Source organism: Cryobacterium sp. TMN-39-2, from assembly GCF_004402745.1.
GTDB classification, from domain to species: domain Bacteria; phylum Actinomycetota; class Actinomycetes; order Actinomycetales; family Microbacteriaceae; genus Cryobacterium; species Cryobacterium zongtaii.
This window is the reverse complement of record NZ_SOFX01000036.1, coordinates 1-14,935: the sequence shown is the minus strand read 5'-3', so window position 1 is coordinate 14,935 and position 14,935 is coordinate 1. Positions and strand designations below refer to the sequence as shown.

Here is a 14,935-nt window from a genome sequence, read left to right as displayed (position 1 = left end):
GGGCTGATCGGGGTGACCTTCACGGCTGTTGCTTCCAAAATTCTTCCAATCCTTCGTGAACGGCGGCTACGTCGTCCGGTGTGCCGAATACTTCAAAGCGATACAGGTGGGGCACACCGCACTTCTGCGCGATGATGTCCCCGGCGAGGCAGAAGGCCTCACCGAAATTTGTGTTCCCAGCGCCGATGACGCCGCGGATGAGCGAGCGGTTGCGTGTGTCGTTCAGAAAGCGGATGACCTGGCGTGGCACTGCCGGCCCCAGATCGCCGCCGCCGTAGGTGGGTACAACGAGCACAAACGGATGCCGGGCGACAAGGGGCGCATCCTTGGCGTACAGCGGGATGCGGGCGGCGGGCCGGCCGAGCTTCTCGACGAACCTCTGAGTGTTTCCGGAGACGCTCGAGAAGTAGACGATGTCCACGTCTCCGGCATCCACTTCCGCGCCGGCACCCTGTCCTGCCGCGCCGGCGGTGGACTCGCGAGTGGAATCAGCCTGAAGCAGCATGGGTTCCCCTTTTCGTGCGAGTTGAACGGTCGGCGCCCCCCAGGCGCAGCGCTGGTTACGCCAGGCGCGCGGCGAGCTCGTTGATCTTGTCGGGGCGGAAGCCCGACCAGTGGTCCTCATCGGTGATGACGACGGGCGCCTGCAGGTAGCCGAGCGCCTTGACGGCCTCGAGTGCGTTCTCGTCGGCTGACAGGTCGAGGATGTTGTACTCGATACCCTTGTTGTCCAGGGCACGGTAGGTCGCGGTGCACTGCACGCAGGACGGCTTGGTGTAGACGGTGATTGCCATCGAAGAGGCCTCTCGTATCGTTCTCGTCGTTTCGGACCATAGGCAAAGCTGTGCGAAATCCGTGGTGAAGACGTAGTGGAAATGTGGTGGAAATGCACCCGTAAAGTGCGAAGTTCTTTTTAAGCGTTGTGCGATTGCTTGGACTTCAATACTACATCTAGTGATTGCCAATGGGAACAGCCACTACATGCGGGAATTACAATTATGTACTTATCCACCGACATTCCACCGGTTGTCAACAGGGCGCCACCACAGAAGACCGCAGGAATACGCGGTCGGACCCGAAGTTATCCACAGGTCGAGCGGGGACATGATTTTGCCCTGTGGAATCCGCCTCCGGGCGCGTCGATCGCCCGGTCGGCGGATCCGTCCCCCTTCCGGGGCTCAGGATTTGCGCTTGCGCGAGACGACGAATCGCTGCAGCAGCACGAAGGCGAGGAGAATGCCGCCGGTGATGATCGTGGTGGCCTCCGGCGGGATGCCGCCGTCGCGGGTGATGAGCACGTTCATCAGCCCGAGAACCAGCGCGCCGATCACGGAACCGAGCACAAAGCCGGCACCGCCGGTGAGCAGCGTCCCACCGATGATGACAGCGGCGATGGCGTCCAGCTCCCAACCCACCCCGGTGATGTTCTGCGCGATGCCGAGCTTCGAGGTGTACACCACGGCGGCCAGTCCCGCGAGGGTGCCGCTGATCACGTAGATCAACAGTTTCGTGCGCACCACCGGCAGTCCCATCAGCAACGCCGACTGTTCCGAACCGCCGATCGCGTAGACCGTGCGACCGAATCGGGTGCGGTGCAGCATGAAGAACGCCACGATGACGACGAGGGCGGCGATGAGCACGTTGGGGGTTGTCACGAGGTCGTCGATCTTGGGTCCGTCGTAGACCTTCCACTGCGTGGACAGGCTGCGGATCACCGAGTCGTCGTCCAGCCGCTGCGGGGTGGTGCTGAGGATGGACGCGAGGCCGCGGGCGAGGAACATCATCGCGAGGGTCGCGATGAAGGGTTGCACGTTGAAGTACTGGATCAGCACCCCGGAGGCGACGCCGAAGACCGAGCCGATCAGGATCATCAGCACGATCACGATGAGCGGATTCCAACCGGCGTTGGCCAGCATCACCCCGACCAGGCTGCTGATGGCGATCACCGCTCCGACCGACAGGTCGATCCCGCCGGTGAGGATGACGAAGGTCAGTCCCACCGCCAGGATGATCAGATACGCGTTGTTGATCAGCAGGTTCGAGATCGTGCTGAACTGCACAATCCGCCCGTAGGCGACCTCGCCGTAGATCAGCATGGCGATGAAGATCGCCACGGCGGCCAGGGTCGGAAGGGTTTCCAGGTTCGGCTTCATTCGCGACAGCAGCGAGGGTGCGGCCGGCCGATCGAGCTCGGTGATGCTCATACCGGCACCGTTTCCTTATCCGTGATGATGACGCGGGTTCTGCGCCGGTTGAACATAGAGCGCACCCTGGGGGACTGCAGGAGGCAGATGATCACGATGACGACGGCCTTGAAGGCCGGCGTCGCCGACGAGGGGATGGACATGTAGACGATGGTCTTGTCGAGTGTCGCGATCAGCAGCGCCCCGATGATGCTGCCGGTGAGCGAGAATTTGCCTCCGGCCAGCGAGGTCCCGCCGATGACCACGGCGAGGATCGCATCCATTTCGGCGGTCATACCCGTTTTCGCCACCTCCACCGTCATGACGCTGGCAGTGCTGAAGATCCCGGCCACGCCGGCGAGCACAGCGCTCACTATGTAGACGGAGATGAGGATGCCGACGGGGCGGATCCCGGCCATCCGGGCGGCCTTGGGGTTGATGCCGATGGATTCGATCATCAGGCCGAGCGCGGTGCGGCGCACCAGGGCGGCCAGGACCGCCACGATCAGCACCGCGATGACAAACACGACGGGAAAGCCGAGGAAGGTGCCGTTGGCAATCCAACGGAAGGTCTCGTTCGTCGCCGAGGTGTTCTGGCCCGAGGTGATCACCTTGGCCAGGCCGCGGCCGGCGAGCATCATCACCAGGGTCGTGATGAAGGGTTGCAGGCCCACGATCGAGACCAGGATGCCGTTGAGGGTGCCGAGCAGCGCGCTGATTCCCAGCGCCAGGAGCACGGCCACCACCGCGGTGCCGAACGATCCGGTGCCGGTGTTACGCATGAATTCCATTGAGACGGCACCGGCCACAGCCATCACCGACCCGACCGACAGGTCGATGCCGCGGGTGGCGATGACCAGGGTCATGCCGACCGCGATCATCATGATCGGCGCGCTCGCGCGCAGGATGTCGATGACGTTGCCCGAGAGGTTGCCGGTGGCGGCGTTGACCGACACCCCGAGGTAGGCGGGGTTCTTAGTGAGATTGACCACGAGCAACAGAAGCAGGGCCACGATCGCCCAGACGTACGGTTGGTGGAACAGCCCGGTGATGACGCGGATGGCTGCGGACGGACGTGCGACGGGGGTGCTCATGCGCCGCTCCCTTCTGAAGCGATGAGATCGACGATGGCTTCGGCGGTCACGTCGGGTCCGTTGACGATCTCGCCGATCTTGCGCCGGTCTTTCAGCACGATGATGCGCTCACTGAGGCGCACGACTTCCTCCAATTCAGACGAAATGAAGATCACCGACATGCCGTCATCGGCGAGCGCCACAATTGTCTCCTGAATCTCCGCCTTGGCCCCCACATCGATTCCGCGGGTCGGTTCGTCGAGGATCAGCAGCTCCGGCTGGGTGGCCAACCAGCGGCCGAGCAGGACTTTCTGCTGGTTGCCGCCGGACAGATCCCGCACGGCCCGCTCCGGGTCGGCGGGTCGCACGTTCAGCTCCACCAGGTACTTGTCGCAGATCGCGGCCTGTTCCCGGCGGGACAGCGGCCGGGCCCAGCCGCGGCGGGCCTGCACGGCCAGCACCAGGTTCTCCCGCACCGTGAGGTCGCCGACGATTCCCTCGTCGCGCCGGTTTTCGGTGGAGAAGGCGATCTTGCGCGCCAGGGCGCCGACCGGGCTGGTGACCTCGGTGGTTTTCCCGTCGATGGTCACGATGCCGGCATCGGGTTTGTCGGCACCGTAGATGAGCCGGCCGAGCTCGGTGCGGCCGGAACCGAGCAATCCGGCCAGGCCCACCACTTCGCCGGCGTGCACCTCGATGTCCACGGGTTCGATGGAGCCCTTGCGGGTCAGGTCTTTCGCGCTGTAATAGGGCGCGCCGCCCGAGTGCACGGCCCGGGATCGCTGGGAACCCAGGGAGTTGAGGGTGTCCACGTCCTTGCCGATCATCTCGGAGATGAGCTGGTTGCGCGGCAGCGCAGCTGTCTGGTGTTCGCCGACCACGACGCCGTTCCGCAGCACGGTGAGCCGGTCGCTGATCGCGTACACCTGGTCGAGGAAGTGCGAGACGAAGAGGATGGCAACACCCTCGTCGCGCAGGCGGCGGATGACCGTGAACAGGCCCTCAACCTCGTTCGCGTCCAGGCTGGAGGTCGGTTCGTCCAGGATCAGGACCGTGGAGTCGGTGACCATCGCGCGGCTGATCGCGACCAGCTGCTGCAGGGCGAGCGAGATGCTGGAGAGCGGTTGTCTGGGGTCGAGGTCGCCCAGGCCCAACCGGATGAGGGCCTCGTGGGCCGCCTCGTGGGTCTTGCGCCAGTTGATGCCGATCGGCCCGCGTACCTCGTGGCCGAGCATCACGTTCTCCCCCACCGTCAGGTTGTCGCAGAGGTTGACCTCCTGGTAGACGGTGGAGATGCCGGCGCTCTGCGCATCCGCGGTGCCCGCGAACCGCCGCGAAAGGCCGCCGACGGTGATGGTGCCGGAGTCGATCTTGTACACACCGGTGAGCGCCTTGATGAGGGTGGATTTGCCCGCCCCGTTCTCGCCCATCAGGGTGTGCACTTCGCCAGGGAAGAGTCGGAAGTTCACGTTCTGGAGAGCCTTGACCCCCGGGAACTCGATCGAGATGTTCTCCATCTCGACGATCGGCTCTGTCACTGCCGGCGCTGTCGCTGCCATGTCTCTGCCTGGTCCTGCCGGTGTGTCGGCCTCGAAAGTTGAGTGGCGTGGCGAACCTGCCACGAAGGGGGTGTTCGTTCCTGCGGCCGGATGGGCCGCAGGAACGAACACGTTCGGGTCGTGCTGCCGGTCAGTACTGGCGGTCGGGCAGGGCCGCGGTGGCCGCCTCGGGCGAATCGAACGTCGTGCTCGGCACGACGATGCTGGACTCGACGTCCTCGCCGGCCAGGGCCGCGTTGACGACCTCGATGGCGTCCTCTCCGAAGAGCGGGTTGTATTCGGCCACGAAGCTGAGCCGGCCGGCCGCAAGGGCTTCGAGGGCGGCCTGCGTGCCGTCGATGGTGATGATCTTCACGTCGGTGCCGGGGGTGAGTCCGGCCTCCTCCACCGCGAGAGCGGCGCCCAGGCCCATTTCGTCGTTCTGGGCGAAGACGAGCTGGATGTCGTTGCCATTGGCCTTGAGCATGGTCTCGAAGACGCTCTTGGCCTCTTCGGTGGACCAGTTCGCCGACTGGCTCTCGAGCTTGGTCAGGTTGTCGGCGACGGCCTCGTCCCATCCCTTGTTGCGGTCGTTCACCACCGAGAGTCCGGGCGGGCCTTCGAGGACGACGTAGTTGGCGCCATCCGGGAACTGCTCGTTGGCCCATTCGGCGGCCGAGGCGCTGATGCCCACGTTGTCCGGAGCGATCCGGCTCGTGTAGAGGCTTTCATCGTTCGGCTCGATGCCGCGGTCAAGCAGCACCACCGGAATCTCGGCCTCCTGTGCCCGCTCGAGCACGTCTTCCCAGCCCGTTGCCTCGGTGGCGGAGAGCAGGATCGCGTCTACGCCCTCGTCGATGAACGAGGTGAACGCGGTGATCTGGGAGTTCTGGTCGCCGTTGCTGGACGGGGCATACTTCAGGTCGAACCCGTTCTCGGTGGAGAACGCATCCTGAATGTTCTGCTCGTTCGCGGTGCGCCAGCCTCCCTCAGGTCCGACGGCGACAAATCCGACGGTGGTGAGCTCGCCGCTGTCGTCACCGGATGCGGCCGGTTCGTCCGACCCCGACGAGCAGGCGACCAGACTGAGAGCCAGTGTTCCGGCCAGGGCCAAACCCGTGAACGCTCGGAACCGTGATGTGGGTGCCATGTGATCTCCTCCTTGAGATCTGCGGGCACGAGCGTCGTGCCAGCAGTATGAATGTGTTCAATGAACGACTGCGGTGCCTTGGACGATGTGTGATCGCTAACAATTCGCTACTAGCCAGCTGCTTGATAGTTTCTGACTTCGTCGTCGGGATCAATTGTTAGCCTTCACAATCGCTCTTTTCGGAGGCTATCCGCGTTTTGCCGGTGTTGTCAAGGGCTTTTCACTGGGATGCAGCCCTGCGGGGCGCCTGTTGCGCCGAACGAGTTGTGAACCCTAACATTCAGGGGGACGAGGAGGTTCGCGAGGTGCACAGAATCGAAGCCGAACCGATCGTGGTGATGACCGGCGTCACCGTCACGTTCCCGGGCGTCACGGCGTTGGATTCCGTGGACTTCAGGCTGTTCCCCGGGGAGGTCCACTCGCTACTGGGCGAGAACGGCGCGGGCAAGAGCACCCTGATCAAGGCGCTGACGGGTGTGTACCGCATCGACGGCGGGCGGATCGAGGTCGATGGGGTCAGCGTGGCCTTCACCAGCCCGGCCGACGCGCAACGGTCCGGCGTGAGCACCGTGTACCAGGAGATCAACCTCCTGCCCAACCTCAGCGTTGCCGAGAACATCCTGCTCGGGCACGAGTCCCGCCGTCCGTGGGGCGGCATCGACTGGCCGGCAACACGACGGCACGCCGGCGAGCTCCTCCGGGGAATGAACCTCGACATCGACCCGGCGTCCATCCTCGCGGACCACTCACTCGCCGTGCAACAGCTCATCGCCATCACCAGGGCCGTTGCCGTGCAACCCAAGGTGTTGATTCTCGACGAACCCACCTCGAGCCTGGATACCGACGAGGTGACGGAGCTGTTCAGGGTGATCGCCCACCTCAAGGAGTCCGGGGTCGCCATCCTGTTCATCTCGCACTTCCTCGAGCAGGTCTACGAGATCTCCGACCGGCTCACCGTGCTGCGCGACGGCCAACTCGTCGGCGAATACCTCACGGACGAGCTGCTGAGGATCGACCTCGTGCAGAAGATGGTCGGCGCCGGGATGTCGGTTCTCTCCGAGATGCAGCATCGCACGAGTGAGCGGGAGGTCGAGGAAGCCCTCGGCGGTGAACGGCCACTGGTGAGCGCCATCGGCCTGGGCCGCGACGGCGCTCTGGCACCTATCGACCTGGCCGTCTACGAGGGCGAAATCGTCGGCATGGCCGGTCTGCTCGGCTCCGGCCGCACCGAGCTGGCGCGACTGCTGGCGGGCATCGACCGGCCGGACAGCGGCGGCGTGTCGGTCGACGGTGTCGTGCACAAGTTCCGGGGCCCCCGCGATGCGCTGAAACACCGTATCGCCTACGCCTCGGAGGACCGCCGCGCCGAGGGCATCATCGGGGACCTGACCGTTCGCGACAACATCGCGCTGGCCCTGCAGGCCGACCTGGGCTGGTTCCGTCGGATCTCCCGAAAACGACAGGACGAGCTCGCCGCCAGCTACATCCAGGCTCTGAACATTCGCCCGCCGAACCCGGATGCGCTCGTGCGGCACCTCTCCGGGGGCAACCAGCAGAAGCTGCTTCTCGCCCGCTGGTTGGCCATAGCGCCCCGCCTGCTGATTCTGGACGAGCCCACCAGGGGCATCGACATCGGCGCCAAGGCCGAGATCCAGAATCTGGTCACCGATCTGGCCGAGAACGGTCTCGCCGTGGTTTTCATTTCGGCCGAACTCGAAGAGGTGCTGCGCATCAGCAACCGGGTGGCGATCCTGCGCGACCGGAAGAAGGTCGCCGACATCCGCAACCACGACCTGACCGTCGAGCGGCTGCTCACCGTCATCGCCGACGGTGCCGACGATGACGACGACCAGCGTCGGGGGGCCGAGCGGTGACCGGGGCCCTCGGGCTCCTGGCACTGGCCGGTCAGGGCACTCGTCTAGAATCGGTGACACAACCCTGCACTATGTGGGCTGGCCGGATGCTCCGTGTGACGATCGACCGCGGAGAGTTGGGGCCCCGTCACCCGCAGGGAAAGGTATCGCCGTGAGAGAGGAAACTCCCCGCCAGGCGACGATCTTCGACGTCGCGCGTCTCGCCGGGGTATCGCACCAGACGGTCTCCCGGGTGCTTAACGACCTGCCCAATGTGCGGCCGTCCACCCGGGTTCGGGTCGAGGAGGCCATCAAGAAGCTGCGCTACGTGCCCTCCCCCGCCGCTCGGGCGCTCGTGACCCGGCGGTCGCGCACCATCGGGCTGATTGCCACGGGCACACCCGAGTTCGGACCGGCGTCCACCCAGCTCTACTTCAACGCTGCCGCGCGGAAGGCATCCTGGTCGGTCTTCACGGCCAGCCTGATCGACACCGAGCCGTCGGCGATCCGGGCCGTCGTCGAAGCGTTCCTCCGGCAGAACGTCGAAGGTATCGCCGTGATCACGAGCCGCCAGGGCGTCGTCGACGTCGTCGCCGGCATGGAGCTGGCCATCCCCGTGGTGGCGCTTGAGGCAACGGCCCGCACCGGTATCACCACGGTCGGGGCCAACCAGTACAGCGGCGCCCGCACCGCGGTGGCCTATCTGGCCGGGCTCGGTCACCGCAACATCGCCCACCTGGCCGGGCCGAGCGACTCGATCGACGCCAAGGAGCGGGAGCGCGGGTGGCGCGACGAGCTGGCCTCCCGCGGCCTGCAGGCGCGCCGCATCGGCATCGGCGACTGGTCGCCGTCCGCGGGCTACACCTTCGGCATGGCCTGCGACCTCGAGGGGCTCACGGCGATCTTCGCGTCGAACGACCAGATGGCGGTGGGGCTGATGCACGCCCTGTCCGATCGGGGACGGTCGGTTCCCCGCGACGTCAGCATCGTCGGGTTCGACGACGTGCCCGAGGCGGAGCACCTGTCGCCCCCGCTCACCACCGTGCGCCAGGATTTCGAGCACATCGGACGGGACATGCTCAGCGTGTTGCTCGGCCGCATCAACGGTGACGGTTCCCCGCTTCCGGCGTCCGTTCCCGCCCTCATCGAACGCGCCTCCACGCGCCGCCTCGACGCCGAGGGCTGAGCCTCCCCGGCGGCCCGCCCTTCCCCCGGGCGGCGCGACATCGCCCCTGCGGCCCGTCTCCGCCCCGGCGGCCCGTCTCCGCCCCGGCGGCCCGGGATACACCGCGTGCCACCGCGCCTAGCCCGCGCCGCGAGACGAATGCGCCCCGTTCGGCGTGCCATTCACTCAGGCGCGGGGCACTCCCCGCTCGGTGAGGAAGGCGTGGAACCGGGTGGGTGAGAGAGCAAGATCCCAGCCCCACCGGTCGAAACTGTTCACCTGGGCGCGTAACGCATCCTCTCGCTGTTTCTCCTGCCACACCACCGAACTCGGGTCGCGATTGCCGAGCACGGGCCCGGTGCCGTACTTGAGGAACCCGTCGAATTCGCCGATCTTGCGCACCCGGCGCCAGAAGAAGTCCACCCAAGCGTTGCCGCCGAGGATGTCGGGAAAGCAGACCTGCAGCTCCGGCGCCTCAAAGCCGAGCTGAAAGATCCGCACCCTGCTCAGGGTCTCCCCCGGGTTTGCCGCCAGCGGGTTCGCGAAAGCGATCACCCGCTCGGCGCGGCGCCGACCGGTTCGCGGGTTCACCAGCGCGAGCTCGCGGTAGAGGTCATCCCTCGTCAGCGCCGGTCGGATCGGCACCTCTCCGCGCCGCTCCCGTTCGGCGCGTTCCTGCTCAACCCGCAGCGCATGATCCACCATCGTGACACCCACCAGAAAGGGTGACGAGGCGGCCACATCCACCAGGGTGCGCGCAATAGAAGTGACCTGGCATCCGTCGATCTCTTGCACTGAGTCCGGAGCCGGCCCACGGTGACTGGTTATGAACCGTGTGCTGCTGCCTCCGACAGCGTCAGGGGTGCTGATGTGCACCGTCGCGGGCCAGCTCCCGATGGTGGGAAAGCCGTGCAGGATGCCCGCGGATTGATGCGACAAAACGGGCCGGCGCCCCGATGCCAGAACGGTCGCCCGCACCATCAGGCGGTACCGTTCATCGACATCAGCGGCGCGCCAGCGCTCGCCCGTCACGTACACACCGCGACGGACACTCTGGAGCGCACCCCTCACGCACAGCGTCTGGAGTGCGCGCGTTGACACTCCGACCTCTCGCAGGGCACCAGACGGGAGCAGCCCGCCGTACCGAGTGCTCACGACTTCGGCGAGGCGGAGGGTTTGGCGGTGGCGCGCGGCGTCGGCTGTGCGTTCGGCGGACGAAGGGTTGGATAACGGGGACTGGAGATTGGCCATACGGCAGCGTCCCTCTTCGACCCGCTGGCGCACGATACTGACCCGGTCCGGTTGAGCAATCGCCCGAGCCGTACCCTGTGGAGGAGCAGCGCACCCGCGCCCGCGTCGGACCGAAAGGCTCCCGGCCGCACGCCTTAGCCCCGGCGGCACTAGTCCTAACGTGGGCCGCCGCGCGTAATGTGTTCCGCGGCGCACAAGGCGGGCCGCGGGGCACAAGGTGTGCCGCGCCCTGGAGACATGCGCGGGCGGCGGGCAACAAAGGCCGCCGGCCGCGCATCTGTGCCAGGCCGAGAGGCTCCCGGCGGCACGCCTTGGCCCCCGCGGCACGTGTTAGCCCCGGCGGCATTGGTTCTAGCGCCTGCCGCCGCGCAGGAAGCGTGCCGCAGCGCACAACGTGTGCCGCGGGGCACACGTCGGACCGCGACGTGGACCGCGACGTGGACCGCGACGTGGGCCGCGGGTATAACGCGAGCCACGAGCGGGCACACAAAGACCGCCGGCCCCGCATCCGTGGTGGAGGCGGGGCCGGCGGCCGGATGGAGCGTGGTGCCTAGCGGCCGCCGGAGCGACGCTTGTTGTAGACGTCGAAGGCGACGGCGAGGAGGAGCACGAGGCCCTTCACGGCCTGCTGCCACTCGATGCCGATACCCATGATCGACATGCCGTTGTTCAGAACACCGATGATCAGACCACCGATGATGGCGCCACCGATGGTGCCGACACCACCCTGCACGGCCGCGCCACCGATGAAGGCGGCGGAGATGGCTTCGAGCTCGAAACCGTCACCTGCCTTCGGGCCGGCCAGGTTGAGGCGAGCGGTGAAGATCAGGCCGGCGAGGGCAGCGAGCACGCCCATGTTCACGAACAGCCAGAACGTCACGTTGCGGGTCTTGACACCCGACAGCTCAGCGGCGTGCAGGTTGCCACCGATCGCGTAGATGTGACGACCGAACACGCTGCGGTTCATGATGATGCCGTAGACCAGGATCAGCACGGCCAGCACGATCAGGGTGACCGGGATGCCCTTGTAGGAGGCGAGGGCGTAGGCGAACATGGCGATGGCGGCGGTGATGAGCACGAGCTTGACGACGAACCAAACCAGCGGCTCGACCTCCTGGCCGTAGGCCGCGCGGCCCTTGCGGGTGCGCACCTGCTGCACGATCAGGGCGATAATCGCCAGTGCGGCGACACCCAGGGTGAGCGGGTCCAGCTCGAACTCGCCGAAGAGATCGGTGAGGAAGCCGTTACCGAGTGCGCGGTATTCGGCCGGGAACGAACCGATGTTCGCGTTGCCGAGCACCACGAGGGCGAGGCCACGGAAGATGAGCATGCCGGCCAAGGTCACGATGAAGGCGGGGATGCCCACGAACGCGATCCAGAAGCCCTGCCAGACGCCCACCAGGGCACCGACCAGGAGCGACAGGATGATCGACAGCCACCAGGGCAGTCCCCAGGTCACGGCGAACACGCCGGACACGGCACCGACGAAGGCGGCGACCGAACCGACCGACAGGTCGATGTGGCCGGCGATGATGACCATCACCATGCCGACCGCGAGAACGAGGATGTATCCGTTCTGCACGATCAGGTTCGAGATGTTCTGCGGCCGCAGCAGGATGCCGTCGGTCAGGAAGCTGAACAGCACAACCACCACGATCAGTGCGACGAAGATGCCGTTCTTGCCGAGGTCGGCGATGACATGGCTGAACCAGGCCGCCGCTTTGGAGTTGCTGGGATTGACTTGTGCACCTTCGGGCGTGTTGCTCGCCGGCTTGGTTTCGAGATCACTCATTTTGACGTTTCTCCTATTCCGATAGCGCCGACGCTAACGGGCCTTTTCCATGGTCATGTGCTTGATGAGGGTCTCCGGGGTGGCCGCATCGATCGGGAATTCTCCCGTGATGCGCCCCTCGGAGAGGGTGTAGATGCGGTCGCAGATGCCGATCAGTTCCGGCAGCTCCGACGAGATCACGATCACGCCCTTGCCCTGTGCAGCGAGGGCGTTGATGATCGCGTAGATCTCGTACTTGGCGCCAACATCGATGCCGCGGGTGGGCTCATCCAGGATCAGCACGTCGGGATTCGAGTAGATCCACTTCGACAGCACGACCTTCTGCTGGTTGCCGCCGGAGAGTTTCCCGGTTTTGGCCAGCACCGTCGGTGCCTTGATGTTCATGCTCGTGCGGTACTCGTTGGCAACCTTGAATTCTTCGTTGTCATCGACCAGTCCGCCCTTGACGAGCTTGCCCAGCGAGGCCATCGAGATGTTGCGCTTGATGTCTTCGATGAGGTTGAGGCCGTAAGTCTTGCGGTCCTCGGTGGCGTAGGCGATGCCGTTGTCGATCGCCTCGGTGACCGTGCGAGTCTTGATCTCCTTGCCGGCCTTGAACACCTTGCCGGTGATGCGGCTGCCGTAGGTGCGGCCGAACAGGCTCATCGCGAACTCGGTGCGTCCGGCTCCCATGAGCCCGGCGATACCCACGATCTCGCCACGCCGCACGTTCAGGTTGACGTTGTCGACCATGACCCTGGTCGGGTCCTGGGGGTGGTGCGCGGTCCAGTCCTCGACCCGCAGGATTTCCTCGCCGATGTTCGGCGTGTGGTCCGGGTAACGGTGCTCGAGATCGCGGCCGACCATGTCCTTGATGATGCGGTCTTCGGTCACGTCGACCTTGTCAATCGTCTCGATGGCCTTGCCATCGCGGATGACCGTGACGGCGTCGGAGACCTTTTTGATCTCGTTGAGCTTGTGACTGATGATGATCGACGTGATGCCCTGACCCTTCAGGTGCAGCATCAAGTTGAGCAGGTGGTCGGAGTCCTCGTCGTTGAGGGCGGCCGTCGGCTCGTCCAGGATGAGCAGCTTCACCCGCTTGGAGAGCGCCTTGGCGATCTCCACGAGCTGCTGCTTGCCGACTCCGATGTCCATGATCTTGGTGGTGGGGTTCTCCCGCAGGCCCACGCGGGCGAGGAGCTTCACGGCCTCGGTGTTGGTCTTGTTCCAGTCGATCAGGCCCAAGGCGCCGCGTTGTTCGTTGTTGAGGAAGATGTTCTCCGCGATGGAGAGGTAGGGACTCAGTGCGAGTTCCTGGTGAATGATGACGATGCCCTTGGCTTCGCTGTCCCTGATGTCCTTGAATTCAACGACTTCGTCTTCGAAGACGATGTCGCCGGTGTAGGTGCCGTGCGGGTAAACGCCGCTGAGCACCTTCATCAGCGTGGACTTGCCCGCGCCGTTCTCACCGCAGATGGCGTGAACTTCGCCGCGAGCGACGTTGAGCGTCACGTCCTGCAGCGCCTTGACGCCGGGGAAGGTCTTGGTAATACCGCGCATCTCGAGGATGTTGGTGGTCACGTGCGTTCCTTTCTTAGGTCGATACCTTGTGCTGACCGGCCGGCGGGGCTGTGAGGCCCCGCCGGCCGGTCACTAACACGTGACTCTTAGCCGTCGATCTCGGCCTGGGTCCAGTAGCCGGTGTCAACCAGCTCTTCGGTGATGTTGTCCTTGATCACGATCGAGGAGTCGAGGAGGTAGGAATCCACAACCTTGACACCGTTGTTGTAATCTTCGGTGTTGTTGATCTCCGGCTCGTCACCGTTGAGCAGGGCGAGGGTCATCGAAACGGCGACCTCGGCCAGCTTGCGGGTGTCCTTGAAGATCGTGCCGTACTGCTCACCGGCGACGATGGCCTTGACCGAGTCGAGCTCAGCGTCCTGACCGGAGATCGCGGGCCATTCCGGGCCCACTGCGTAGCCGGAGCCCTCGAGGGCAGAAATGATGCCTCGCGAGATGCCGTCGTACGGGGAGAGCACGCCGTTGACGACGCTGCCGTCGGAGTACGTCGAAGTCAGGATGTTCTCCATGCGGCTCTGTGCTTCTTCACCGTCCCAACGCAGGGTTGCAACCTGCTCGATGTCGGTCTGGCCGCTCTTGACCACGATGGTCTTGGCGTCGATCAGCGGCTGGAGGACATCCATCGCGCCGTCGTAGAAGAAGAACGCGTTGTTGTCGTCCAGCGAACCGGCAAACAACTCGACGTTGAACGGGCCCGCCGGTGCACCCTCGATGGGCGTTCCGTCCAGCTCGACCAGGCCGAGGCCGTTCAGCAACGACCAGGCCTGCTGCTGGCCGACCTTGAAGTTGTCGAACGAGGCGTAGTAGTTGACGTTCTCGGTGTCGCGGATCAGGCGGTCGTAGGCGATGACGGGGATGTCGGCGTCTGCGGCGTCCTGGAGCACGCTGGTGAGGGTGGTGCCGTCGATCGAGGCGACGATCAGGGCCTTGGCGCCCTTGGTGATCATGTTCTCGATCTGCGAGACCTGCATGGGGATGTCGTCTTCTGCGTACTGCAGGTCGACGGTGAAGCCCTCGGCTTCGAGCTGCTCCTTGACGGCGTTACCGTCGTTGATCCAGCGCTCGGATGACTTGGTGGGCATTGCGACGCCGACGAGGCCGCCGTCGCCGCCGCCAGAGTCTCCGCCGCTGGAGCAGGCTGCCAGGGACATAACCATGGCTCCGGCTGCCAGTGTCGCGAGGAAAGCTTTCTTCTTCACTGTGGTTCCTTTCGTATTTTCAATCGACTTTGATGTCAAATGGGTGAAACAGAGTGGTGCGTGTGTGATTTACAGGCCTTGCGCCAGGCGGTAGTACGCCTGGTTCCATCGGACCTCGCGGGAGAAGTCCCGCAGGGTGGTGGTTTCATCGATCACGAGGAGCTCGGT

The 14,935-nt window shown here is 65.1% G+C and carries 12 protein-coding genes; 2 read left to right on the top strand and 10 right to left on the bottom strand.

Translation table 11 applies throughout. The annotated features are described in order from the left end of the window. Positions 1 to 19 precede the first annotated feature (19 nt). The 6 genes from nrdI to E3O57_RS13430 all read right to left on the bottom strand — a co-directional run bounded on the left by nrdI (position 20) and on the right by E3O57_RS13430 (position 5,944). On the bottom strand, positions 20 to 505 hold the full coding sequence (nrdI, locus tag E3O57_RS13455; protein WP_088455067.1) for a class Ib ribonucleoside-diphosphate reductase assembly flavoprotein NrdI: 486 nt from the start codon (positions 503 to 505) through the stop codon (positions 20 to 22). Positions 506 to 560: 55 nt separating this feature from the next. Continuing rightward, positions 561 to 794 (bottom strand): glutaredoxin-like protein NrdH, encoded by a 234-nt coding sequence (gene nrdH / locus E3O57_RS13450; protein ID WP_066592430.1) that lies wholly within the window; start codon positions 792 to 794, stop codon positions 561 to 563. Positions 795 to 1,178: 384 nt separating this feature from the next. Then, positions 1,179 to 2,204, bottom strand: a complete 1,026-nt coding sequence (locus E3O57_RS13445; RefSeq protein ID WP_103459669.1) for a sugar ABC transporter permease — start codon at positions 2,202 to 2,204, stop codon at positions 1,179 to 1,181. After that, the gene (locus tag E3O57_RS13440; RefSeq protein WP_088455065.1) at positions 2,201 to 3,277 is read right to left on the bottom strand and encodes an ABC transporter permease; all 1,077 of its coding nucleotides are present in this window, start codon (positions 3,275 to 3,277) and stop codon (positions 2,201 to 2,203) included. Before E3O57_RS13440 ends, E3O57_RS13445 begins: the two co-directional genes overlap by 4 nt. Next, positions 3,274 to 4,815 (bottom strand): sugar ABC transporter ATP-binding protein, encoded by a 1,542-nt coding sequence (locus tag E3O57_RS13435; RefSeq protein ID WP_103459668.1) that lies wholly within the window; start codon positions 4,813 to 4,815, stop codon positions 3,274 to 3,276. The genes E3O57_RS13440 and E3O57_RS13435 overlap by 4 nt, the downstream gene beginning before the upstream one ends. A gap of 130 nt (positions 4,816 to 4,945) precedes the next feature. Continuing rightward, positions 4,946 to 5,944, bottom strand: a complete 999-nt coding sequence (locus E3O57_RS13430; RefSeq protein WP_088455063.1) for an ABC transporter substrate-binding protein — start codon at positions 5,942 to 5,944, stop codon at positions 4,946 to 4,948. Positions 5,945 to 6,282: 338 nt separating this feature from the next. Here E3O57_RS13430 and E3O57_RS13425 point away from each other — a divergent pair, with 338 nt between their 5' ends. Further along, positions 6,283 to 7,818 (top strand): sugar ABC transporter ATP-binding protein, encoded by a 1,536-nt coding sequence (locus E3O57_RS13425; RefSeq protein ID WP_103459725.1) that lies wholly within the window; start codon positions 6,283 to 6,285, stop codon positions 7,816 to 7,818. A 151-nt stretch (positions 7,819 to 7,969) separates the two neighbouring features. Continuing rightward, positions 7,970 to 8,983, top strand: coding sequence for a LacI family DNA-binding transcriptional regulator (locus E3O57_RS13420; protein ID WP_198416836.1), 1,014 nt, complete (start codon positions 7,970 to 7,972; stop codon positions 8,981 to 8,983). 165 nt (positions 8,984 to 9,148) lie between these two features. Here the strand turns inward: E3O57_RS13420 and E3O57_RS13415 are convergent, their stop codons facing one another. The 4 genes from E3O57_RS13415 to chvE form a co-directional block, all read right to left on the bottom strand. Beyond that, positions 9,149 to 9,757 (bottom strand): hypothetical protein, encoded by a 609-nt coding sequence (locus tag E3O57_RS13415; protein WP_133159829.1) that lies wholly within the window; start codon positions 9,755 to 9,757, stop codon positions 9,149 to 9,151. Between the two features lie 1,006 nt (positions 9,758 to 10,763). After that, a complete protein-coding gene (mmsB, locus tag E3O57_RS13410; RefSeq protein WP_088455060.1) occupies positions 10,764 to 12,005 on the bottom strand; it encodes a multiple monosaccharide ABC transporter permease in 1,242 nt (413 codons plus the stop codon). A 33-nt stretch (positions 12,006 to 12,038) separates the two neighbouring features. Next, on the bottom strand, positions 12,039 to 13,568 hold the full coding sequence (mmsA, locus tag E3O57_RS13405; RefSeq protein ID WP_088455059.1) for a multiple monosaccharide ABC transporter ATP-binding protein: 1,530 nt from the start codon (positions 13,566 to 13,568) through the stop codon (positions 12,039 to 12,041). An 86-nt stretch (positions 13,569 to 13,654) separates the two neighbouring features. After that, positions 13,655 to 14,767: a multiple monosaccharide ABC transporter substrate-binding protein gene (chvE, locus tag E3O57_RS13400; protein ID WP_279327055.1), complete on the bottom strand. Its 1,113-nt coding sequence runs from the start codon at positions 14,765 to 14,767 to the stop codon at positions 13,655 to 13,657. Positions 14,768 to 14,935 lie beyond the last annotated feature (168 nt).